This window comes from Pseudomonas sp. MUP55 (assembly GCF_034043515.1).
In the GTDB taxonomy this organism is placed as follows: Bacteria; Pseudomonadota; Gammaproteobacteria; order Pseudomonadales; family Pseudomonadaceae; genus Aquipseudomonas.
The window spans coordinates 1,475,206-1,496,215 of the sequence record NZ_CP138214.1 but is presented as its reverse complement, the minus strand read 5'-3'; the positions used below and the strand labels follow the sequence as shown (position 1 = coordinate 1,496,215).

Here is a 21,010-nt window from a genome sequence, read left to right as displayed (position 1 = left end):
GCCTGGAGTGTCTGTGCAATAGAGCCTCCAGAGCGTCAGCTGCCGCATGGCAAAACCCGTCGATTTCGCAAAACAATGGTTTGCTACCCGAGGCTGGCGTCCGTTCGCGTTTCAGAAAGAGGTGTGGAAGGCCGTCAAGGACGGCCAGTCAGGTTTACTGCATGCGAGCACCGGCGCGGGTAAAACCTACGCGCTGTGGTTCGCCGCCCTCAATCGTTTCGCCATGATTCGCCCACCCGTTGCAGGCAAGCGCAAGGCGCCGGCTGAACCACTGACCGTGTTGTGGATCACCCCGATGCGCGCCCTGGCTGCCGACACCGCGCGTGCCCTTGAAGCGCCGCTGGCGGCATTGCAGATACCCTGGACTGTTGGCCTGCGTACCGGCGACACCAGCAGCAGCGAACGCGCCCGCCAGACCCGCCGCCAGCCCACCACGTTGATCACCACCCCGGAAAGCCTGACGCTGATGCTGGCGCGCGCCGACAGTGAGGTCAGCCTGGGGCACCTGCGCATGGTGGTGGTGGACGAATGGCATGAGCTGATCGGCAATAAACGCGGCGTGCAACTGCAATTGGCGTTGGCGCGGCTGCGGCGTTGGCACCCCGAATTGCTCGTGTGGGGTATTTCCGCGACCTTGGGTAATCAGGCTCACGCGCTGGAGGTGTTAGTCCCACAGGGCGGCGGGATCAATGTACAGGGGCAAACGGCTAAACAGCTGCTGGTCGATACCCTGCTGCCGCCCGTCGCCGAACGTTTTCCCTGGGCCGGGCATATCGGCTTGAAGATGCTGCCCCAAGTGGTGGAGCAAGTGGACGCCAGCAGCAGTTGCCTGGTGTTCACCAATACCCGGGCGCAGTCGGAAATCTGGTACCAGGCCCTGCTGGACGCCAGGCCGGACTGGGCAGGCCTGATTGCGCTGCATCACGGCTCGCTTTCGCGGGAGACCCGGGACTGGGTGGAGCGCGCACTCAAAGAAGGCCAACTTAAGGCGGTGGTGTGTACCTCCAGCCTGGACCTGGGCGTGGATTTCCTGCCGGTGGAGCGGGTACTGCAGATCGGCTCGGCCAAGGGCGTGGCGCGCCTGATGCAACGCGCCGGCCGCTCGGGGCATGCCCCAGGTCGGCCATCCCGGGTGACACTGGTGCCGACCCACAGCCTGGAACTGGTGGAAGCAGCCGCGGCAAAGGATGCGATAGCCCAGCGACGTATCGAAGCCCGCGAATCTCCCTACAAGCCGTTGGATGTGTTGGTGCAGCATTTGGTCAGCATGGCCCTGGGCGGCGGATTCACTCCCGATGCACAGTTGGCAGAGGTACGCGGCGCCTGGGCCTACCGCGAGCTGAGCGAAGCCGACTGGGCCTGGGCGCTGGCTTTTGTGCGCCATGGCGGGCTGTCGCTCACCGCTTATCCGGATTACCGCCGCGTAGAGCCCGATGAGCACGGCATCTGGCGCGTCCCCGATGCTCGACTGGCGCGCCGCCACCGCATGAGCGTGGGCACTATCGTCAGCGATGCGAGTATCCATCTGAAGTACTGGAGCAAAGGCGGTGGTGGCAAGAACCTGGGCAGCGTCGAGGAAGGCTTTATTGCCCGCCTCAAGCCAGGGGACGGTTTTCTGTTTGCCGGGCGCCTGCTGGAGTTGGTGCGCGTGGAAAACATGACCGCCTACGTGCGCCGCAGCGCTGCGAAAAAAGCCGCCGTGCCACGCTGGAATGGCGGGCGCATGCCGCTTTCCAATGAGCTGGCGCAGGCGGTGATCGAGCGCTTCGACGAGGCGGCTCAGGGGCGGTTCGAGGGCCCGGAGATGCTGGCGGTGCAGCCGCTTTTGCTCACACAACTGCGTTGGTCCGGCCTGCCGACCCGTGACCATTTGCTGGCGGAGGTGCTCAAGTCGCGCGAAGGCTGGCACCTGTTTCTCTACCCCTTCGCCGGGCGTCAGGTGCATCTGGGGCTGGCGAGCCTGTTGGCCTGGCGAGTCAGTCGCCGGCAACCGGTGACCTTCTCCATTGCCGTCAATGATTATGGGCTGGAGCTGCTCAGTGCCACCGAGGTGGACTGGCCCGAACGGTTGAACGAGGCGCTGCTCAGCCCAAAGGATTTGCTGACGGATGTGGCAGCCAGCCTCAACGCCGGTGAGCTGGCGTTGCGGCGCTTTCGGGAAATTGCGCGCATTGCCGGTTTGGTGTTCGCCGGTTACCCCGGTGCGCCAAAAAGCACGCGACAGGTTCAGGCCTCCAGTGGTTTGTTCTTCGAAGTGTTCAAACAATACGACCCGCAGAACCTGCTGCTGACCCAGGCAGCAGAAGAAGTCCTGCGCAATGAACTGGATATTCAGCGACTGGAAGAGACATTGCTGCGTCTGTCGGCGCTGCAACTGGACTTGCATGTGATCCAGCGGCCTACACCCCTGGCTTTCCCGCTGCTGGTGGAGCGCATGCGCGAAAGCCTGAGTTCGGAAAAGCTCTCGGAGCGCATCGCACGAATGGTCAAGGACCTGGAAAAAGTCGCGGACAGAGGAAAGGTTTAATGGTGTGTTCGGTAACGCTTGAGGGTGAGCAATTGTGGCTGCTGGCGGACAGAGCGATCTACTGGCCAGCGCGCCAAAGCCTGCTGATCGCCGACGCGCACTTCGGCAAGGCCTCGGCCTATCGCAGCCTCGGGCAACCGGTGCCGCAAGGCACCACGAGCGAGAACCTGCAGCGCCTGGATCGCTTATTGGCGGCGTTCACTTGCGCCCAGGTCATCTTCCTCGGCGACTTCCTGCACGGGCCCGGCTCCCATGCCAGCGGCACACTGGGCGCGCTCAGAGCATGGCGCGCCCGAAATGCCGAGTTGCCGATCACGCTGATTCGCGGCAATCACGATCAACGCGCGGGCGATCCGCCTGCTGATCTGCACATCGACGTGGTACCGGAACCTTTATTGATGGGGCCATTCGCCTTGCAACACGAACCCGACGCCCACCCCACCCATCATGTGCTGGCAGGGCATGTTCATCCGGTGTACCGCTTGCGCGGCAAAGGCCGCCAGAGCTTACGCCTGCCGTGCTTCCAGATTGGCAAGGGCGTAAGCCTGTTGCCGGCGTTTGGCGCCTTTACCGGCGGTTACGCGGTTGAGCTGGACGATGAACGCCGCATTTTTGTGATCGGCGATCATCAGGTCTGGCCGGTTCGGTGAAGCGCAATGCGCCCGCGATCACGCGACGGGCGAGGGAGGCGGCTCATCCGGCAGGGTCGGTTCACCGGGTTCGGTGGGCTGCGGATAGTCCGGTTCAGGTTGGCCGGGGATGCCGCCCGCATAAGCAGGATCGGCCATCAAGGACCAGGCCAGAACGCCAATCTGGTTGGGTTCAAGCCGGGCAAGTTCTGCGCTGATTCGCGGGTTGATCTTCATAGGGCACTCCTCAAGCGTGGCTCGACGCGTTCTACACGCGCCGAGGCAGTACACCTAGATAGAGTCGATTTTCGCAGACTAATTCCCTTGAGCCGTAGGAGCTTTCGCTCAAGCGCGTGGGAGAGTGACGCCGCGCTGGCCCTGATACTTGCCGGCACGGTCTTTGTAGGACACTTCGCACGCTTCGTCGGACTGCAGGAACAGCATCTGTGCCACGCCTTCGTTGGCGTAGATTTTCGCCGGCAACGTGGTGGTGTTGGAGAACTCCAGGGTCACGTGGCCTTCCCACTCGGGCTCCAGTGGGGTCACGTTGACGATGATGCCGCAACGGGCATAGGTGCTCTTACCCAGGCAGATGGTCAATACGTCACGTGGAATGCGGAAGAACTCCACGGTGCGGGCCAGGGCGAAGGAGTTTGGCGGGATGATGCAGACATCGCTCTTGACGTCGACGAAGCTTTTTTCGTCGAAGTTCTTAGGATCGACGATCGCCGAGTTGATATTGGTGAACACCTTGAATTCATCGGCGCAACGCACGTCGTAGCCATAGCTGGAAACGCCGTACGAAATCACACGATCGTCGCCTTCGCCACGAATCTGGCGCTCAACGAACGGTTCGATCATGCCGTGTTCCTGCGCCATGCGGCGAATCCACTTGTCCGATTTGATGCTCATGGCGATGTCCTGAATAGCGAGGTGGAAAAATTCTGTGGGGCATCTTACCGGGGCCGGCGGTGGGGTTCAAAGGGCGCAGGGCTTTTAATGACGAATGCATGCGCGTCTGTAACCCGCAGCCAGCGGGGCCGGGACTCTTGCGGCGGCTTTGCGGGACAATAAATACCACCGCCAGTCACGAAAATAGAGAAACCTTCGGAAATACCATTGGCACGTTCCGGAAAAAGGGTTAAGGTGGCGTCACTGTGTTGCTTGTGTCACTGAGAATCTCTACACGATATGTTGAATTTCGATCCAACCATCTCCAAGAATTTTTCCTGCTCTTTGCACTCAGTCTCGGCCAGGGCTTTTCCTGAGTCGCAGTTAACTTTGTTCAAGGAGTTACACCATGTCTAATCGCCAAACTGGTACCGTTAAGTGGTTCAACGATGAAAAAGGCTTCGGCTTCATCACTCCACAATCCGGTGACGACCTGTTCGTTCACTTCAAAGCTATCCAATCCGACGGCTTCAAAAGCCTGAAAGAAGGCCAACAGGTTTCTTTCATCGCTACCCGCGGTCAGAAAGGCATGCAAGCTGAAGAAGTTCAAGTTATCTAACTTGTACTGACTTAGTCGAAAAGACCCCGCCCTTAAAAGCGGGGTTTTTTTATGCCTGAGATTTGGCATTCACACCAACCCAATGCCAGGCACAAAAAAATGTGGGAGGGGGCTTGCCCCCGATAGCGGCGCATCAGTCGATAGCTATATTGACTGACCCACTGCTATCGGGGGCAAGCCCCCTCCCACATTCAAGCATTCAAGCATTCAAGCTGCAGCGCTACTGGAACAACGACTCACTCGACAAGCCGTTCTTCTCAAGGATCTCGCGCAAGCGCTTGAGACCTTCTACCTGGATCTGTCGAACCCGCTCACGGGTCAGGCCGATCTCCAAGCCTACGTCCTCCAGGGTGCTGCTCTCATGGCCACGCAGGCCGAAGCGGCGAATCACCACTTCACGCTGCTTGTCGGTGAGTTCCGACAGCCACTGGTCGATGCTTTGGGACAGATCATCATCTTGCAACAGCTCACACGGATCTGTTGGGCGATCATCCGTCAGGGTGTCCAGCAAGGTTTTATCCGAATCCGGACCCAGCGAGACATCGACCGAAGACACGCGCTCGTTCAGGCCAAGCATGCGCTTGACCTCCCCTACCGGTTTTTCCAGCAGGTTGGCGATTTCTTCGGGCGAAGGTTCATGATCGAGTTTCTGTGTCAGCTCACGTGCGGCCCGCAGGTACACGTTGAGCTCCTTGACCACATGGATCGGCAACCGGATCGTGCGGGTCTGATTCATGATCGCCCGTTCGATGGTCTGGCGAATCCACCAGGTAGCATAGGTCGAGAAGCGAAAGCCCCGCTCAGGGTCGAATTTCTCCACCGCCCGGATCAAGCCCAGGTTGCCCTCCTCGATCAGGTCCAGCAGCGACAATCCACGATTGACGTAGCGCCGGGCGATCTTGACCACCAGGCGCAGGTTGCTTTCAATCATGCGCTTGCGCCCAGCCGGATCCCCTTTTTGCGACAGACGCGCAAAATGGACTTCTTCTTCAGGGGTGAGCAGAGGGGAAAAGCCGATTTCATTGAGGTACAACTGGGTCGCGTCGAGCGCCCGCGTGTAGTCAATGTACTTGTGTTGCTTTAACGCGGAGGAGTTTTTGGATTTGGTGCGAACTGAAGGTGGTGACGCACCCTCATTATCTGACATCGATTCCGTAGCGATACCGGCCTCCATCAGGAGAACCTCATCGTCGATGTCAAACTCCGGCGCTTCTTTACTGAGAGCCATTGTTATAGTCCTTTGGTGAGTTCGACCTCAAGCTCAAGCGACGCCTTTATCCTTGGCAACGCTGGAGCCTGTTCCTTCTACGTGAGGGAACAGGCTGGCAACACATCAACGGCGGGGTAGGAATTGCAGTGGATCTACAGGCTTCCCTTGGCGGCGAATCTCAAAGTGCAGTTTCACCCGGTCTGTACCCGTTGAACCCATTTCGGCAATTGTCTGTCCGACCTTGACCTGCTGCCCCTCCCGAACCAACAACCTGCGGTTATGACCGTAGGCACTGACGTAGGTATCGCTGTGTTTGATGATGACCAGCTCGCCGTAGCCCCGTAGACCACTCCCGGCGTACACCACTGTCCCATCAGACGCAGCTAAAACAGGCTGTCCCAAATCCCCGGCGATATCAATGCCTTTATTCAAACTGCCGTTTGAAGAGAATTTTCCAATCAATACGCCGTTGGAAGGCCATCCCCAACCGGTCGGCGCAGGCCCTGCAGGTGGCAACGGCGCGGGTGCCGGCTTACCCGCAACCGCAGGCGCAACGGTGCCTGCAGGCCGAGTAATGACGGTGGTTTTGCTGGAAGAGGAAGGCGAAGATCCTGACTTTGTCACAACTGCCGTAGACGCCGAACCGGAGCGGCCATCGAAGCGGATCGTCTGCCCGGGATGGATCGTGTAAGGCACCGGAATATTGTTACGAGCTGCGAGCGCCTTGTAATCCCAACCATAACGGAAGGCAATCGAGAACAGCGTGTCGCCCTTGCGCACCAGGTACTGGCCAGTGGTCACGGTCGGCCTTTGCGGCGTCGCATTAGTGCGGTCAACCACCCGCGCGCCGCCGGATGGCGTGCTCGAGCAGGCTGCCAGTAAGGAACTCAAGACAAGGCCAAGCACCAGTCGCTGAAAGCTTGTTTTACTCATTCGCTGCGCAGGACCTGTGAGACTCACCCGCCGCTCCCTTTGTGGTGGCTGAACGTTAACGCCTGTATCAGGCTTGAAATGTGTCGCAAGTATAACTGGGCAATGGCTTTTTACCGGCACCTGACTGAAACGAAAGATTCATCATGTTTAATTGCGGCGCCTGCCCAGTTGAATCTATAGACCCCGCTGTAAGACACATCCGTGTCTATGGAATTCACTGCCACGCAATAAATGATCAGGCCAGCGGGCCATTGAGCAATGGCACGAAGCGCACGGCGCCAAGCACGTGCCGGGAAAAGCCTTCGTCCTCTCGGACAATAAGCATCAATTGTTGCACTTCACCGGACCCCACCGGGATGACTAACCGGCCGCCAGGCGCCAGTTGATCGAGCAACGCTTGCGGCACATCGGTGGCTACCGCAGTCACGATGATGCCGTTGTAGGGCGCCAGGGCCGGCCAGCCTTCCCAGCCATCCCCCCAGCGAAACACCACGTTACGCAGGTTCAGCTCCACCAGGCGCTCCTTGGCGCGGTCCTGCAGCACCTTGATGCGCTCAACGGAGAACACCCGCTCGACCAGTTGCGACAGCACGGCGGTCTGGTAGCCGGAGCCGGTGCCGATTTCCAGCACCTTGTCCAATGGCCCCGCGGCCAGCAACAGTTCGCTCATGCGGGCGACCATATACGGCTGGGAGATGGTCTGGTTGTGGCCGATCGGCAACGCCGTGTCTTCGTAGGCGCGATGCGCAAGGGCTTCGTCGACAAACAGGTGTCGAGGCGTACGCCGGATGACTTCCAACACCTGCGCGTTGGACAAGCCTTCTTCGTACAGACGCTGGATCAAACGTTCGCGGGTGCGCTGGGAGGTCATCCCGATGCCACGGCGCAGCAGGTCGTCCTGTTCACGAGCCATCAGCGCAGTCCCTCCAGCCAGCCATCAAGACCACTGAAGGCATCACTGAAGGTGCGATCGAATTGCAACGGGGTAATCGATACATAGCCTTGCATCACCGCATGAAAGTCCGTGCCCTCACCCCCGTCTTCGGCGTCGCCGGCCGCGGCGATCCAATAACCTTCCTTGCCACGCGGGTCGACCACCTTCAAAGGCGCCGCCGCACGGGCACGGTGCCCCAGCCGCGTGAGCTGGATACCGCGTACACGGTCCAGAGGCAGGTTGGGGATATTGACGTTAAGCACCGTGCGCGGCGGCAGGTCCAGGGAACCGTGCGCCTCCACCAGTTTGCGAGCGTAGTACGCCGCCGTCGCCAAATTATCCAACTGCCGGGAGGCGAAGGAAAAGGCGAACCCGGTCCCACCGAGAAAGCGCCCCTCAAGGGCCGCCGCCACGGTGCCGGAATACAGCACATCATCACCCAGGTTCGCGCCCAGGTTGATGCCAGACACCACCAGGTCCGGCGCGTGCTCCAGCAAGCTGTTGATCGCCAGGTGCACGCAGTCGGTGGGGGTGCCGTTCACGCTGATAAAGCCATTGGCCAGGACCTTGGGATGCAACGGCCGATCGAGCGTCAGCGAACTGCTGGCGCCGCTCTTGTCCTGGTCGGGGGCTACCACCACGCACTCGGCGTAATCGGCCAGCGCAGCATGAAGCGCGGCGAGGCCGGGTGCGGTGGCACCGTCATCGTTTGATATCAGAATACGCATGGGTTGTCCGTCGGCCCCACCGGCACTAGATCAACAAGCTCGCGCACCAACACAGTGGCGAAGCATCCAGCCGGCAGGACGAATTCCAATTGCAGAATGTCAGGCCCGGGATAATGCCACGTCAACCCGCCAATGGGCAGTCGCAGAATGCGACGTTCTTGGCTCATCCCTGCATTTACCAGCCAATCACGCAGGTCGGCTTCTTCAGCGGCGACAGATTGTTCCAATTCGTATGTAAGACCTTTCGCCGGTGAATCACCCTCGCCCCACTGCGGGCCGGTGGGGTGCAGGTCCAGGATCGCCAGACGCGGGTCGCTGCATTCAGCCTCCCCCGCCGGGAAAAAACTGCGACTGTCGGTAAAGGCCAGCAGGTCGCCGACTTGGGCACGCTGCCAGGAACCGTCAGCGACGCGCGCCGCCAACACCTTGTTGAACAGAAAGCTACGGGCAGTGGAGAGCAGCCGCGAACGCACATTGCGTTGTTCCGGCAAGGCCTTGCGCGCTGCCCAGTCACGGGCGTCGACCACATTGCCGCCGTTATGGCCAAAGCGCTGGGTACCGAAATAGTTGGGAATACCGTGCCGGGCGATCAATTGCAGACGCGCATCGATGGCGGCGGTATCGCCGGCCAACTGGGTCAGGCGCAAGGTAAAGCCGTTGGCCGCGTGTGCACCGCGCTGCAGCTTGCGCTTGTGCCGAGCGGTTTTCAGAATCTTGAGGGTGTCGTTCTCGGCGGCACTCATGTCCGGGTCGGCCTTGCCGGGCAATTGCACGCTGAACCACTGACGGGTCAATGCCTGCCGGTCCTTGAGCCCGGCATAGCTGACGGTGCGCAGTGGCACGCCGGCCGCCTTGGCGATACGCCGCGCCGCTTCCTCGGTGTTCAGACCGCGCTTTTCCACCCACAACCACAGGTGCTCGCCCTCGCCGGTCAGGGGGATATCAAGTACTTCGTCTACCTGGAAATCTTCGGCGGTGGCCTTCAGGACCGCGCTGCCCAAGGCCTCGCCATAGGCACGCGGGCCGAGCAATTGGAGTTCGTTCATGCGCGCAGCAACAAGGCGACGGAATGCACGGCAATGCCCTCTTCCCGACCAGTAAACCCGAGCTTTTCGGTGGTAGTGGCTTTCACGTTTACCTGGTCCAATTCTATTTGCAGGTCGGCAGCGATCAAGGCGCGCATCGACTCGATATGCGGGGCCATCTTGGGCGCCTGGGCCACGATGGTGTTATCGACGTTGCCGACTTTCCAGCCCTTGGCGTGGATCAAGCCGACCACATGGCGCAGCAGGACACGGCTGTCCGCGCCCTTGAAGGTTGGGTCGGTGTCTGGAAAGTGCTTGCCGATATCACCGAGCGCCGCTGCGCCGAGCAACGCATCGCTCAAGGCGTGCAAGACGACGTCGCCGTCGGAATGAGCCAGCAGCCCATGGTGGTGCGCGATACGCACGCCGCCCAAAGTGATGAAATCGCCTTCAGCGAAACGGTGCACATCGTAGCCGTGGCCAATACGCATAAAAAAACGCCCCGATTTAATTCAGGGCGTGATTCTACCTACTTTTGCCTCAGATTAACCGAGCAAAGCACGACCATGATGGCGCAAATGGTCGTCGATGAAGCTGGCGATAAAGAAGTAGCTGTGGTCGTAGCCGGGCTGCAGCCGCAGTTCCAGCGGATGACCCGCCGCCTTGGCCGCTGCCTGCAGGGCCTCGGGCTTGAGCTGCACGGCAAGGAAATCGTCACGATCACCCTGGTCCACCAACAGCGGCAACCGCTCCGATGCTTCGCTGATCAGCAGACAGGCATCCCATTCACGCCACTTCGAGCGCTCTTCACCCAGGTAACGGGAGAAGGCTTTCTGGCCCCAGGGGCAATCCATCGGATTGTTGATTGGCGAAAACGCCGATACGGACTGGTAACGGCCCGGATTGCGCAGCGCACAGACCAGCGCACCGTGGCCGCCCATCGAGTGGCCGCTGATGCCCCGCTTGTCCGAAGCCGGAAAATGCGCTTCCACCAACGCTGGCAATTCCTGCACCACGTAGTCGTGCATCCGATAATGCCTGGCCCAGGGTTCCTGGGTGGCATTGAGATAGAAACCGGCGCCCAGGCCGAAGTCCCAGGCGTTGTCCGGGTCATCTGGCACACCGGGGCCGCGCGGACTGGTATCCGGCGCCACGATGATCAGGCCCAGTTCGGCGGCCATGCGATGGGCACCGGCCTTCTGCATGAAGTTCTCATCGGTGCAGGTCAAGCCAGACAGCCAGTACAGCACCGGCAGCTTGCCGCACTGCTCCGCTTGCGGCGGCAGGTAGACTGCGAAGGTCATGTCGCAATCGAGCACGTGGGAGCTGTGTTTGTAGCGCTTGTGCCAACCACCAAAACTTTTCTGACAGGAAATATTTTCCAGGGACATGGGGGTTCTCCCAGCTGCAAGCCGCACGCTTCAAGCGACAAGAAGGCGTATGCCCCACTTGCAGCTTTCAGCTTGTCGCTTGCCACTGCTTCAAAAATGAATGACGGTACGAATGCTCTTGCCTTCATGCATCAGGTCGAAGGCTTTGTTGATGTCTTCCAGGCCCATGGTGTGGGTGATGAAGGTGTCCAGCGGGATCTCGCCGGTCTGGGCCATTTCCACGTAGCTTGGCAATTCGCTGCGTCCACGTACGCCGCCGAATGCAGAACCGCGCCAGACGCGGCCGGTCACCAGTTGGAATGGACGGGTAGCGATTTCCTGGCCGGCACCGGCCACGCCGATGATTACCGACTCACCCCACCCTTTATGGCAGCACTCCAGAGCCGCACGCATCAGCTGAACATTGCCGATGCACTCGAAGGAAAAGTCCACGCCGCCATCGGTCAGATCGACAATCACGTCCTGGATCGGGCGGTCGTAGTCTTTCGGGTTGATGCAGTCGGTAGCGCCCAGTTGCTTGGCGATTTCGAACTTGGCCGGGTTGATGTCGATGGCAATGATGCGACCCGCCTTGGCCTTGACGGCGCCAATCACCGCAGAGAGACCGATGCCGCCCAAACCGAAGATAGCCACGGTGTCACCGGGCTTGACCTTGGCCGTGTTGATCACCGCGCCGATACCGGTGGTCACGCCACAGCCCAGCAGGCAAACCTTTTCCAGCGGCGCTTCTTTGGGAATCTTGGCGACGGAAATTTCCGGCAACACGGTGTACTCGGAGAACGTCGAGGTACCCATGTAGTGGAAAATCGGCTGGCCTTTGTAGGAAAAACGCGTGGTGCCGTCAGGCATCAGGCCCTTGCCCTGAGTAGAGCGGATGGCCTGGCACAGGTTGGTCTTGCCCGACCGGCAGAATTTGCACTGGCCGCATTCGGGGGTGTACAGCGGGATCACGTGGTCGCCGACGGCGACCGAAGTCACGCCTTCACCGATAGCCTCAACCACTGCGCCGCCTTCATGACCGAGGATCGACGGGAAGATACCTTCCGGGTCTGCGCCCGACAGCGTGTAGGCGTCGGTATGGCACACGCCGGACGCGACCACGCGCAACAGCACTTCGCCAGCCTTGGGCATGGCGACATCGACTTCCACAATTTCAAGGGGCTTCTTGGCTTCGAAGGCTACGGCGGCGCGGGACTTGATCATCCGGTTTTCTCCAGGGAGTGAAAGTTGATTGGAACAGTGTAAAACATCGCTCATTGATTAATAATCCAGACGAAAGCAAAACATTATTGCTGTACAGGGACAATAGCCATGCTGGAGAACCGCTGGGAAGGCATTGATGAGTTCGTCGCGGTGGCCGAATGCAGCCAATTCACTGCGGCGGCCGAGCGCCTGGGGGTTTCTTCGTCCCACATCAGCCGCCAGGTGGCGCGCCTGGAAGAACGCCTGCAAACACGCCTGCTGTATCGCAGCACACGCAAGGTGACGCTGACCGAAGCGGGCCAGACCTTCCTGCAGCACTGCCAACGCTTGCAGGACGGTCGCGAGGAAGCCTTGCGTGCAGTGGGCGACCTGACCAGCGAACCCAAAGGCATGTTGCGCATGACCTGCGCCGTGGCCTATGGCGAACGTTTTATCGTGCCACTTGTGACCCGGTTCATGGCGCTCTATCCGCAGTTGCGGGTCGATATCGAGCTGAGCAACCGCCAGCTGGACCTGGTGCACGAAGGACTCGATCTGGCGATTCGCCTCGGTCGCCTGCAAGACTCGCGCATGGTTGCCAGCCGCCTGGCTGCGCGCCGCATGTATGTGTGTGCGTCACCTTCCTACCTGGCCCGGTATGGTCGGCCACATAGTTTGTCGGAGTTGAGCCGGCACAACTGCCTGATCGGCAGTTCGGATGTGTGGCAACTGGCCCAGGACGGACGCGAATTTTCCCAGCGGGTGCAGGGCAACTGGCGCTGCAACAGTGGGCAAGCGGTGCTGGATGCCGCGCTGCAGGGCATGGGACTGTGCCAGTTGCCGGACTATTACGTGCTGGAGCATTTGCACAGTGGTGCGCTGGTGTCGTTGCTGGAGGCGCATCAGCCGCCGAATACGGCCGTGTGGGCGCTGTATCCGCAGCAGCGGCATTTATCGCCGAAGGTCAGGAAGTTGGTGGATTTCTTGAAGCAAGGGTTGGCTCAAAGGCCGGAATACAGCGGGTGATTATTTGTTGCCTGGTCAGGCCGCATCGGGGGCAAGCCCCCTCCCACATTTTGATCTGTGAACCCAGTCAACTGTGGTAGCTGGCTTGCCTGCGATGAAGTCGACGCGGTACGACCGACTACCTGCGGTTGGCCCAGCGCAGCCGTAGCCACTCAAGGTCTTCCGGCCGGGTCACCTTGATGTTGTCCGAACGCCCCTCGATCAACCGCGGCGCCTGGCCGGACCATTCCATGGCGGAGGCTTCATCGGTGATCACCGCGTCGGCCACCAGGCTGTCAGCCAACGCGCGGTGCAAGGCACCCAGGCGGAACATCTGCGGCGTGTAGGCTTGCCAGATCAGGCTACGATCAACGGTCTCGACCACACGGCCGTGCTTGTCGACGCGCTTGAGGGTGTCACGGGCCGGCACCGCCAGCAGGCCACCCACGGGATCGTCAGCCAGCTCAGCCAATAGCTTGTCGAGGTCGTCACGGCTCAGATTGGGCCGCGCTGCATCGTGCACCAGCACCCAGTCATCATCACTGGCGCCCAGGGCATTGAGTTGCAGCAGCGCATTGAGGACGGAGCCCGAACGCTCCGATCCGCCGTCCGCACGGTGGATACGCGGGTCAGCGGCACACGCCAGGCTGGGCCAGTAGGGGTCATCCATAGCAAGACTGACCACCAGCCCTTTCAGCGCAGGGTGGCCAAGGAAACAGCCAAGGCTGTGTTCAACAATAGTGCGCCCGCCCAGTTGCAGATACTGCTTGGGACGGTCCGCGGCCATACGGGCACCCACACCCGCGGCAGGAATCACGGCCCAGAAGGCCGGTAACTCGGTGTTCATTGGGCCAACTGGTAGAGGGTTTCGCCCTCCTTGACCATGCCCAGTTCATGACGAGCCCGTTCTTCAACGGTCTCCGTACCTTTCTTCAACTCAAGCACTTCGGCGTCAAGGACGCGGTTGCGCTCCAGCAGGCGTTCGTTTTCGGCGTGCTGATCGGCAATTTGCTGGGTCAGCTCTTCCACCTGCGCAAAGCTGCCGTTACCCACCCATAGGCGGTACTGCAGGCCAGCCAGCAACAAGAGCAAGACGAGAAACAACCAATTGGGACTGCGCATCGAAATCCGGGTATCCAATGAATAAAGACAGTCATGCAAACCTTTTGCAGCAACTGATAGCACGAAGCCTGGATAAACCAGGCTTGTGCTTGTCAGTCAGCAGATTAACGCCGAAATTCACTCTGTCGTGAAATTTGCGACGCAATCGGCCAACTTTTTACCATTTACTGCTCAGCCGCGAAACTCGCTGCGACCGTTGTACTTGGCTTTACCCGCCAATTGCTCTTCGATGCGCAGCAACTGGTTGTACTTGGACACACGGTCGGAACGGCACAGGGAACCGGTCTTTATCTGGCCAGCCGAGGTACCCACGGCCAGGTCGGCAATGGTGGAGTCTTCGGTTTCACCGGAGCGGTGCGAGATCACGGCGGTGTAGCCCGCAGCCTTGGCCATCTGGATGGCTTCCAGGGTTTCGGTCAGGGTGCCGATCTGGTTGAACTTGATCAGGATCGAGTTGGCGATCTTCTTGTCGATGCCTTCTTTCAGGATCTTGGTGTTGGTCACGAACAGGTCGTCGCCCACCAGCTGGATCTTTTCGCCGATCTTGTCGGTGAGGATTTTCCAGCCATCCCAGTCGGACTCGTCCAGGCCGTCTTCGATCGAGATGATCGGGTAGCGCTGGGTCAGGCCCTTGAGGTATTCAGCGAAACCTTCGGAGTTGAACACCTGGCCTTCGCCGGACAGGTTGTACTTGCCGTCCTCAAAGAATTCGCTGGCCGCGCAGTCCAGGGCCAGGGTCACGTCGGTGCCCAGCTTGTAGCCCGCGTTGGCCACGGCTTCGGAGATCACTTTGAGCGCATCTTCGTTGGACGCCAGGTTCGGCGCGAAACCACCTTCGTCACCCACCGCGGTGCTCAGGCCACGGGCCTTCAGCACAGCCTTGAGGTGATGGAAAATCTCGGTGCCCATGCGCAGGCCTTCGGAGAAGGTCTTGGCACCCACCGGCTGCACCATGAATTCCTGGATGTCGACGTTGTTATCGGCGTGCTCGCCACCGTTGATGATGTTCATCATCGGTACCGGCATCGAGTAAACACCCGGGGTGCCGTTCAGGTTGGCAATGTGTGCGTACAGCGGCAGGTCCTGGTCCTGGGCGGCGGCCTTGGCGGCAGCCAGGGACACGGCGAGGATGGCGTTGGCGCCCAGGCTGCCTTTGTTTTCGGTGCCGTCGAGCTTGATCATCGCGTGGTCCAGGGCTTTCTGGTCCAGCGGGTCCTTGCCCAGCAGCAGGTCACGGATCGGACCGTTGATGTTGGCTACGGCCTTGAGTACACCCTTGCCCAGGTAACGGCTCTTGTCGCCATCACGCAGCTCCAGCGCTTCGCGCGAACCGGTGGAAGCACCGGACGGCGCGCAGGCGCTGCCGATGATGCCGTTATCGAGAAGCACGTCGGCTTCGACGGTGGGGTTGCCACGGGAGTCGAGAACTTCACGACCTTTGATGTCGACGATTTTTGCCATTGTTGTAAACACTCCAAAGTTGACGAAAACGACGCAGCTGAAGGAAATCTTTTGACCGACCGCAAGGGTGGAACAACAGGGCAGGCTTGCAGACGACAAGGCTCAGGCCTGGACCTGAGCGTAAAGCGTGGGAAATTCTACCGGAGAAACGACGCTTACGCGGTTTCTACCGTCGGAAAACTCTTGACCAGCTCGTCCAACTGCTTGAGCTGGGCCAGGAACGGCTCCAGCTTGTCCAGGCGCAGGGCGCAAGGGCCATCGCACTTGGCGTTGTCCGGGTCCGGGTGGGCTTCCAGGAACAGGCCGGCCAAAGACTGGCTCATGCCCGCCTTGGCCAGATCGGTAACCTGGGCACGACGCCCACCGGCGGAGTCGGAGCGACCACCGGGCATTTGCAGCGCGTGGGTCACGTCGAAGAACACCGGGTATTCGAACTGTTTCATGATGCCAAAACCCAGCATGTCCACCACGAGGTTGTTGTAGCCGAAGCTCGAACCGCGCTCGCACAGGATCAACTGGTCGTTACCCGCTTCCACGCATTTGCTCAGGATATGTTTCATTTCCTGGGGCGCGAGGAACTGGGCTTTCTTGATATTGATCACAGCGCCGGTCTTGGCCATGGCGACCACGAGGTCGGTCTGGCGCGACAGGAAGGCCGGCAACTGGATGATGTCGCACACCTCGGCGACCACGGCAGCCTGCTCAGGCTCGTGGACGTCGGTGATGACCGGCACGCCGAAGGCTTGCTTGATGTCCTGGAAGATCCGCATGCCTTCTTCAAGGCCCGGGCCGCGATAGGAAGTCACGGACGAACGGTTGGCCTTGTCGAAGCTGGCCTTAAAGACATAAGGGATACCCAGCTTCTGGGTAACCCGTACGTACTCTTCACAGACCTGCATCGCCATGTCGCGGCTTTCCAGTACGTTCATGCCGCCGAACAGCACCATGGGCTTGTCGTTGGCAATTTCGATGTCGCCTACGCGAATGATCTTCTGGGCCATCAGGGTTATGCCTTCTTCTGATGTTGCGTCAGTGCAGCTTTGACGAAACCGCTGAACAACGGATGACCGTCGCGCGGCGTCGAGGTGAACTCAGGGTGGAACTGGCAAGCCACGAACCACGGATGATCCGGCGCCTCGACCACTTCAACCAGCTTGCCGTCACCGGAGCGACCGGAAATCTTCAGGCCTGCTTCCTTGATCTGCGGCAGCAGGTTGTTGTTCACTTCGTAGCGGTGACGGTGACGCTCGACGATCACGTCCTTGCCGTAGCAGTCGTGCACCAGGGAACCGGCTTCCAGCAGGCAGTCCTGTGCGCCAAGGCGCATGGTGCCGCCCAGGTCGGACGCTTCGGTACGGGTTTCAACGGCGCCGGTGGCGTCTTCCCACTCGGTGATCAGGCCCACGACCGGGTGGCCGCTGGTGTGATCGAACTCGGTGGAGTTGGCGTCTTTCCAGCCCAGCACGTTACGGGCGAACTCGATAACGGCCACTTGCATGCCCAGGCAGATACCCAGGTACGGCACCTTGTTCTCGCGAGCGTACTGCACGGCCGTGATCTTGCCTTCCACGCCCCGCAGGCCGAAACCGCCGGGAACGAGGATCGCGTCCACGCCTTCAAGCAGCGCGGTGCCCTGGTTCTCGATGTCTTCGGAGTCGATGTAGCGCAGGTTGACCTTGGTACGGTTGCTGATGCCGGCGTGACTCATCGCTTCGATCAGCGATTTATACGCGTCCAGCAGCTCCATGTACTTGCCGACCATGGCGATGGTGACTTCATGCTCGGGGTTGAGCTTGGCGTCGACCACGGCGTCCCACTCGGACAGGTCCGCGCCATTGCACTGCAGGCCGAAACGCTCGACGACAAAATCATCCAGGCCTTGCGAATGCAGGATGCCCGGGATCTTGTAGATGGTGTCGGCGTCTTCCAGGGCAATCACCGCACGTTCTTCAACGTTGGTGAACTGCGCGATCTTGCGACGCGAGGAAATATCGATCGGGTGATCGGAGCGGCAGACCAGCACGTCCGGCTGCAGGCCGATGGAACGCAGTTCCTTGACCGAGTGCTGGGTAGGCTTGGTTTTGGTTTCACCGGCGGTGGCGATGTACGGCACCAGGGTGAGGTGCATCAGCATCGCGCGCTTGGCGCCGACTTCGAAACGCAACTGGCGGATGGCTTCGAGGAACGGTTGGGATTCGATGTCACCCACGGTGCCACCGATCTCGACCATCGCCACGTCGGCATCGCCTGCGCCCTTGATGATGCGGCGCTTGATTTCGTCGGTGATGTGCGGGATCACCTGGATGGTTGCACCCAGGTAGTCACCACGGCGCTCCTTGCGCAGCACGTGCTCGTAGACACGGCCGGTGGTGAAGTTGTTGTTCTGGGTCATGGTCGTGCGGATGAACCGCTCGTAGTGGCCCAGGTCCAGGTCGGTCTCGGCGCCGTCATGCGTGACGAACACTTCACCGTGCTGGAACGGGCTCATGGTGCCCGGGTCGACGTTGATGTACGGGTCCAGCTTGAGCATGGTGACTTTAAGCCCCCGCGCCTCCAGGATGGCCGCCAATGAAGCGGAGGCAATGCCTTTCCCCAATGAAGAAACAACACCGCCCGTGACGAATATGTAGCGCGTCATGAAAAACCCTAGAAGTCTGCGTTAAAGCGGTCCGAGCCGCCGGGGAAAGCGAAGAGAGGCCGAAGCCCCCGATCACCTGCATTAATCACAGTGCACCTTTCAAAAAAACCGCCGCGTTGTGACAGACCAGCAGTGGAACACCGGTACGTTGATCGCTACACATTTTTTGGAATCGCCCAGCAAAGACTGCTTGGTAATCGGCAACTGCTGCGATTCAGGCGAATCCACAGAAGTTGTATCAAGAAGGGAGCGTAGTCTACCGGAAAGGCTCTATCAGCTCAAACCTTGATCGCAGGTCTGTGGCATCCAATGTAATTGCCAGTCATCCGGCGCGCTGGCCCATAGCCCCGCAAGGGTTGGGACAGCCAGCAATTGCTCGCCCCGATACAGCAGCGGCAATCTGCCACGGACGAACCCGGGCAGACCCCGCTCATTCAACAGACGCTTCAGGTCACGTCGACCGCGACCTGGCACTTCGACGATTTCGCCGCCCTGGCGGTATCGGACTTGCAGCGGACCTTCGGGCGCCTGGCCAATCAGTTTCAACTGGCCATTGCCGGGTAACTCCAGGGTTTTTTGCGGATCGGGCCAGCTCACCGAAGCGTCGCAAAACTCAGTCCACATAGAAGGCAGCCACCAGATGCGCTCGCCGCTACGGTGCAAGTCGCCGTCGGTCAGACGCCAGACGGGCTGTGCATCGTCCCTGGCATCGCGCAGGCAATACCAGCCGGCCCAATGGTTGCTGTCGGGTAGACGGGTCAGTGGCGCCAGCCAATGGCGCAGGGCGTTGCGCTGGCGTGCGTCGGAAAGCTCGCGCAAAGGTGCAAGGGCCAGGGAAGGCAGAGGCAACCAGGGAACCAGCGAGGGTTGATCAGCGCCTTGCAGGTCCATAGCCGCCAGCTCATCGAGCAAGCCCTGGGCTTCGCCCAAGTGCTCAGCCGTGCGGGCCAGGCTGGGCACCACTTGAGGCCAGCGCTGCGCCAAAACAGGGAAGACACGGTGCCGCAGATAATTGCGGGAGAAACGTGGATCAGCATTTGAAGGATCTTCGATCCACTTCAGGTGGTGTTCTCGGGCATATGTTTCCAGCTCGGCACGGCTGATATCCAGCAGCGGCCGCACCAGATGCCCCTGCGCCAAAGCGCGATGCGCAGGTATTGCCGCAAGCCCACGCACTCCAGTGCCGCGCAACAGGCGGAACAGCAGGGTTTCGGCCTGATCGTCACGATGTTGACCGGTGAACAGCACCTCCCCTGCCCCGGTCGTCTCGGCAAAGGCCTGATAACGAGCAGCGCGCGCTGCCTGTTCAACGCTGGCGCCGGGCTGCACCTGCACGCGCATCACCCGCAAGGGCACGTTCAAGCCGTCGCACACGCGCTGACAATGGCCGGGCCAGGTGTCAGCGGCAGTTTGCAGGCCATGGTGAACATGTACAGCGCGCAGAGGTGGAGTGTTTGCAAGAGAGGCCAAGAGATGCAGCAGGACGGTGGAATCGAGCCCACCCGAAAAAGCGACGTGCCATGCCGGGGCGTTGCGCCAGGGAGTCAGGGCTTGCAGGAGCTTGGCGGGCAGGGCCAGTTTCATCACAGGTTACCGCCGAAAATCTGGAGTACGTAGGCCGAGCATACACAAAGCAAATGTGGGAGGGGGCTTGCTCCCGACCGCGATGTGTCAGTCAATTATGCATTGGCTGACACACTGCTATCGGGGGCAAGCCCCCTCCCACATTAAGTCACGGCGTCGGCTTACAGGCCGTAGCTCATCAGGCGCTCATAACGACGGGCCAGCAGCGCTTCGTTATCCAGCTTCTTGAGCATCGCCAGTTGCGAACCCAGCTCAGCGCGGATCGTCGCGGCCGCAGCAGCCGGGTCGCGGTGAGCGCCGCCCAGTGGCTCGGCGATGACCTTGTCCACGATACCCAGGCCCTTGAGGCGATCGGCGGTGATGCCCATGGCTTCAGCAGCGTCCGGCGCCTTTTCCGCGGTTTTCCACAGGATCGAGGCGCAACCTTCCGGCGAGATCACCGCGTAGGTCGAGTATTGCAGCATGTTCAGCTGGTCGCAGACACCAATGGCCAGCGCACCACCGGAACCACCTTCACCGATCACGGTGGCGATGATTGGGGTTTTAAGGCGTGCCATGACGCGCAGGTTCCAGGCAATCGCTTCGCTCTGGTTGCGCTCTTCGGCATCGATACCTGGGTAGGCACCCGGGGTGTCGATGAAGGTCAGGATCGGCATCTTGAAGCGTTCGGCCATTTCCATCAGGCGGCAAGCCTTGCGGTAGCCTTCCGGACGCGGCATACCGAAGTTGCGACGCACTTTTTCGCGCACTTCACGGCCTTTTTGATGGCCAATCACCATCACCGGCTGATCATCCAACCGAGCGATACCGCCCACGATGGCCGCGTCGTCGGAGAAATGGCGGTCGCCATGCAGTTCGTCGAACTCGGTGAAAATGTGCTGAATGTAGTCCAGGGTGTACGGACGGCGCGGGTGGCGAGCCAGGCGCGCGATCTGCCAGCTGGTCAGCTTGCCAAAGATGTCTTCGGTGAGCGTGCTGCTCTTGTCTTGCAGGCGAGCGATCTCATCGCCGATGTTCAGCGAATTGTCATTGCCGACCAGGCGCAGTTCTTCGATCTTGGCTTGCAGGTCAGCGATCGGCTGTTCGAAATCAAGAAAATTCGGGTTCATAAGCGTCCGTCTTGGGTCGACG

The 21,010-nt window shown here is 60.4% G+C and carries 21 protein-coding genes; 4 read left to right on the top strand and 17 right to left on the bottom strand.

What is annotated here, in order from left to right:
• The first annotated feature begins 46 nt into the window (after window positions 1-46).
• Complete coding sequence (locus SC318_RS06660; RefSeq protein ID WP_320430132.1) at window positions 47-2,527, top strand: ligase-associated DNA damage response DEXH box helicase; 2,481 nt, start codon at window positions 47-49, stop codon at window positions 2,525-2,527.
• Window positions 2,527-3,177 (top strand): ligase-associated DNA damage response endonuclease PdeM, encoded by a 651-nt coding sequence (gene pdeM / locus SC318_RS06655; RefSeq protein WP_320430131.1) that lies wholly within the window; start codon window positions 2,527-2,529, stop codon window positions 3,175-3,177. The genes SC318_RS06660 and pdeM overlap by 1 nt, the downstream gene beginning before the upstream one ends.
• 18 nt (window positions 3,178-3,195) lie before the next feature.
• On the opposite strand, the gene SC318_RS06650 is transcribed toward pdeM, so the two are convergent.
• A complete protein-coding gene (locus tag SC318_RS06650) occupies window positions 3,196-3,393 on the bottom strand; it encodes a hypothetical protein (protein ID WP_057723177.1) in 198 nt (65 codons plus the stop codon).
• Window positions 3,394-3,501: 108 nt separating this feature from the next.
• The gene (gene dcd / locus SC318_RS06645; RefSeq protein ID WP_003172320.1) at window positions 3,502-4,068 is read right to left on the bottom strand and encodes a dCTP deaminase; all 567 of its coding nucleotides are present in this window, start codon (window positions 4,066-4,068) and stop codon (window positions 3,502-3,504) included.
• Between the two features lie 388 nt (window positions 4,069-4,456).
• Between dcd and SC318_RS06640 the strand changes: the two genes are divergently transcribed.
• Window positions 4,457-4,666 (top strand): cold-shock protein, encoded by a 210-nt coding sequence (locus tag SC318_RS06640; RefSeq protein WP_002554837.1) that lies wholly within the window; start codon window positions 4,457-4,459, stop codon window positions 4,664-4,666.
• A gap of 220 nt (window positions 4,667-4,886) precedes the next feature.
• Here the strand turns inward: SC318_RS06640 and rpoS are convergent, their stop codons facing one another.
• From rpoS to SC318_RS06600, 8 genes are all read right to left on the bottom strand, one after another.
• On the bottom strand, window positions 4,887-5,894 hold the full coding sequence (rpoS, locus tag SC318_RS06635; RefSeq protein WP_320430129.1) for an RNA polymerase sigma factor RpoS: 1,008 nt from the start codon (window positions 5,892-5,894) through the stop codon (window positions 4,887-4,889).
• Between the two features lie 105 nt (window positions 5,895-5,999).
• Window positions 6,000-6,836, bottom strand: coding sequence for a peptidoglycan DD-metalloendopeptidase family protein (locus tag SC318_RS06630; protein WP_320430128.1), 837 nt, complete (start codon window positions 6,834-6,836; stop codon window positions 6,000-6,002).
• Window positions 6,837-7,044: 208 nt separating this feature from the next.
• Window positions 7,045-7,680 carry a protein-L-isoaspartate(D-aspartate) O-methyltransferase gene (locus tag SC318_RS06625; RefSeq protein WP_169867554.1) on the bottom strand — a complete coding sequence of 212 codons (636 nt, stop codon included), beginning with the start codon at window positions 7,678-7,680 and terminating at the stop codon, window positions 7,045-7,047.
• Window positions 7,681-7,721: 41 nt separating this feature from the next.
• The gene (surE, locus tag SC318_RS06620) at window positions 7,722-8,471 is read right to left on the bottom strand and encodes a 5'/3'-nucleotidase SurE (RefSeq protein ID WP_320430127.1); all 750 of its coding nucleotides are present in this window, start codon (window positions 8,469-8,471) and stop codon (window positions 7,722-7,724) included.
• Window positions 8,459-9,517 (bottom strand): tRNA pseudouridine(13) synthase TruD, encoded by a 1,059-nt coding sequence (gene truD / locus SC318_RS06615; RefSeq protein WP_320430126.1) that lies wholly within the window; start codon window positions 9,515-9,517, stop codon window positions 8,459-8,461. The genes surE and truD overlap by 13 nt, the downstream gene beginning before the upstream one ends.
• Window positions 9,514-9,987 carry a 2-C-methyl-D-erythritol 2,4-cyclodiphosphate synthase gene (gene ispF, locus SC318_RS06610; protein ID WP_012722614.1) on the bottom strand — a complete coding sequence of 158 codons (474 nt, stop codon included), beginning with the start codon at window positions 9,985-9,987 and terminating at the stop codon, window positions 9,514-9,516. Before ispF ends, truD begins: the two co-directional genes overlap by 4 nt.
• A gap of 54 nt (window positions 9,988-10,041) precedes the next feature.
• Window positions 10,042-10,887, bottom strand: coding sequence for an S-formylglutathione hydrolase (gene fghA, locus SC318_RS06605; RefSeq protein WP_320430125.1), 846 nt, complete (start codon window positions 10,885-10,887; stop codon window positions 10,042-10,044).
• A gap of 90 nt (window positions 10,888-10,977) precedes the next feature.
• Complete coding sequence (locus SC318_RS06600; RefSeq protein WP_320430124.1) at window positions 10,978-12,090, bottom strand: S-(hydroxymethyl)glutathione dehydrogenase/class III alcohol dehydrogenase; 1,113 nt, start codon at window positions 12,088-12,090, stop codon at window positions 10,978-10,980.
• A 108-nt stretch (window positions 12,091-12,198) separates the two neighbouring features.
• On the opposite strand from SC318_RS06600, the gene SC318_RS06595 reads away from it, so the two are divergent.
• Window positions 12,199-13,095: a LysR substrate-binding domain-containing protein gene (locus SC318_RS06595; RefSeq protein WP_320430123.1), complete on the top strand. Its 897-nt coding sequence runs from the start codon at window positions 12,199-12,201 to the stop codon at window positions 13,093-13,095.
• Window positions 13,096-13,213: 118 nt separating this feature from the next.
• On the opposite strand, the gene ispD is transcribed toward SC318_RS06595, so the two are convergent.
• From ispD to SC318_RS06560, 7 genes are all read right to left on the bottom strand, one after another.
• Complete coding sequence (gene ispD / locus SC318_RS06590; protein ID WP_320430122.1) at window positions 13,214-13,921, bottom strand: 2-C-methyl-D-erythritol 4-phosphate cytidylyltransferase; 708 nt, start codon at window positions 13,919-13,921, stop codon at window positions 13,214-13,216.
• Window positions 13,918-14,196, bottom strand: a complete 279-nt coding sequence (gene ftsB, locus SC318_RS06585) for a cell division protein FtsB (RefSeq protein WP_057723188.1) — start codon at window positions 14,194-14,196, stop codon at window positions 13,918-13,920. The genes ispD and ftsB overlap by 4 nt, the downstream gene beginning before the upstream one ends.
• Before the next feature lie 171 nt (window positions 14,197-14,367).
• Complete coding sequence (gene eno, locus SC318_RS06580; protein ID WP_306491924.1) at window positions 14,368-15,657, bottom strand: phosphopyruvate hydratase; 1,290 nt, start codon at window positions 15,655-15,657, stop codon at window positions 14,368-14,370.
• 155 nt (window positions 15,658-15,812) lie between these two features.
• The gene (gene kdsA, locus SC318_RS06575; RefSeq protein WP_320430121.1) at window positions 15,813-16,658 is read right to left on the bottom strand and encodes a 3-deoxy-8-phosphooctulonate synthase; all 846 of its coding nucleotides are present in this window, start codon (window positions 16,656-16,658) and stop codon (window positions 15,813-15,815) included.
• Window positions 16,659-16,663: 5 nt separating this feature from the next.
• Window positions 16,664-18,295 carry a CTP synthase gene (locus SC318_RS06570; RefSeq protein ID WP_320430120.1) on the bottom strand — a complete coding sequence of 544 codons (1,632 nt, stop codon included), beginning with the start codon at window positions 18,293-18,295 and terminating at the stop codon, window positions 16,664-16,666.
• Window positions 18,296-18,568: 273 nt separating this feature from the next.
• Window positions 18,569-19,879 carry a tRNA lysidine(34) synthetase TilS gene (gene tilS, locus SC318_RS06565; RefSeq protein WP_320430119.1) on the bottom strand — a complete coding sequence of 437 codons (1,311 nt, stop codon included), beginning with the start codon at window positions 19,877-19,879 and terminating at the stop codon, window positions 18,569-18,571.
• A 161-nt stretch (window positions 19,880-20,040) separates the two neighbouring features.
• A complete protein-coding gene (locus tag SC318_RS06560; RefSeq protein WP_016976871.1) occupies window positions 20,041-20,988 on the bottom strand; it encodes an acetyl-CoA carboxylase carboxyltransferase subunit alpha in 948 nt (315 codons plus the stop codon).
• Window positions 20,989-21,010 lie beyond the last annotated feature (22 nt).

Coding starts and splice junctions, on each gene's coding strand:
- SC318_RS06660 (WP_320430132.1), top strand. CDS start 47: ATGGCAAAACCCGTCGATTTCGCAAAACAATGGTTTGCTACCCGAGGC.
- pdeM (WP_320430131.1), top strand. CDS start 2,527: ATGGTGTGTTCGGTAACGCTTGAGGGTGAGCAATTGTGGCTGCTGGCG.
- SC318_RS06650 (WP_057723177.1), bottom strand. CDS start 3,393: ATGAAGATCAACCCGCGAATCAGCGCAGAACTTGCCCGGCTTGAACCC.
- dcd (WP_003172320.1), bottom strand. CDS start 4,068: ATGAGCATCAAATCGGACAAGTGGATTCGCCGCATGGCGCAGGAACAC.
- SC318_RS06640 (WP_002554837.1), top strand. CDS start 4,457: ATGTCTAATCGCCAAACTGGTACCGTTAAGTGGTTCAACGATGAAAAA.
- rpoS (WP_320430129.1), bottom strand. CDS start 5,894: ATGGCTCTCAGTAAAGAAGCGCCGGAGTTTGACATCGACGATGAGGTT.
- SC318_RS06625 (WP_169867554.1), bottom strand. CDS start 7,680: ATGACCTCCCAGCGCACCCGCGAACGTTTGATCCAGCGTCTGTACGAA.
- surE (WP_320430127.1), bottom strand. CDS start 8,471: ATGCGTATTCTGATATCAAACGATGACGGTGCCACCGCACCCGGCCTC.
- truD (WP_320430126.1), bottom strand. CDS start 9,517: ATGAACGAACTCCAATTGCTCGGCCCGCGTGCCTATGGCGAGGCCTTG.
- ispF (WP_012722614.1), bottom strand. CDS start 9,987: ATGCGTATTGGCCACGGCTACGATGTGCACCGTTTCGCTGAAGGCGAT.
- fghA (WP_320430125.1), bottom strand. CDS start 10,887: ATGTCCCTGGAAAATATTTCCTGTCAGAAAAGTTTTGGTGGTTGGCAC.
- SC318_RS06600 (WP_320430124.1), bottom strand. CDS start 12,090: ATGATCAAGTCCCGCGCCGCCGTAGCCTTCGAAGCCAAGAAGCCCCTT.
- SC318_RS06595 (WP_320430123.1), top strand. CDS start 12,199: ATGCTGGAGAACCGCTGGGAAGGCATTGATGAGTTCGTCGCGGTGGCC.
- ispD (WP_320430122.1), bottom strand. CDS start 13,921: ATGAACACCGAGTTACCGGCCTTCTGGGCCGTGATTCCTGCCGCGGGT.
- ftsB (WP_057723188.1), bottom strand. CDS start 14,196: ATGCGCAGTCCCAATTGGTTGTTTCTCGTCTTGCTCTTGTTGCTGGCT.
- eno (WP_306491924.1), bottom strand. CDS start 15,657: ATGGCAAAAATCGTCGACATCAAAGGTCGTGAAGTTCTCGACTCCCGT.
- kdsA (WP_320430121.1), bottom strand. CDS start 16,658: ATGGCCCAGAAGATCATTCGCGTAGGCGACATCGAAATTGCCAACGAC.
- SC318_RS06570 (WP_320430120.1), bottom strand. CDS start 18,295: ATGACGCGCTACATATTCGTCACGGGCGGTGTTGTTTCTTCATTGGGG.
- tilS (WP_320430119.1), bottom strand. CDS start 19,879: ATGAAACTGGCCCTGCCCGCCAAGCTCCTGCAAGCCCTGACTCCCTGG.
- SC318_RS06560 (WP_016976871.1), bottom strand. CDS start 20,988: ATGAACCCGAATTTTCTTGATTTCGAACAGCCGATCGCTGACCTGCAA.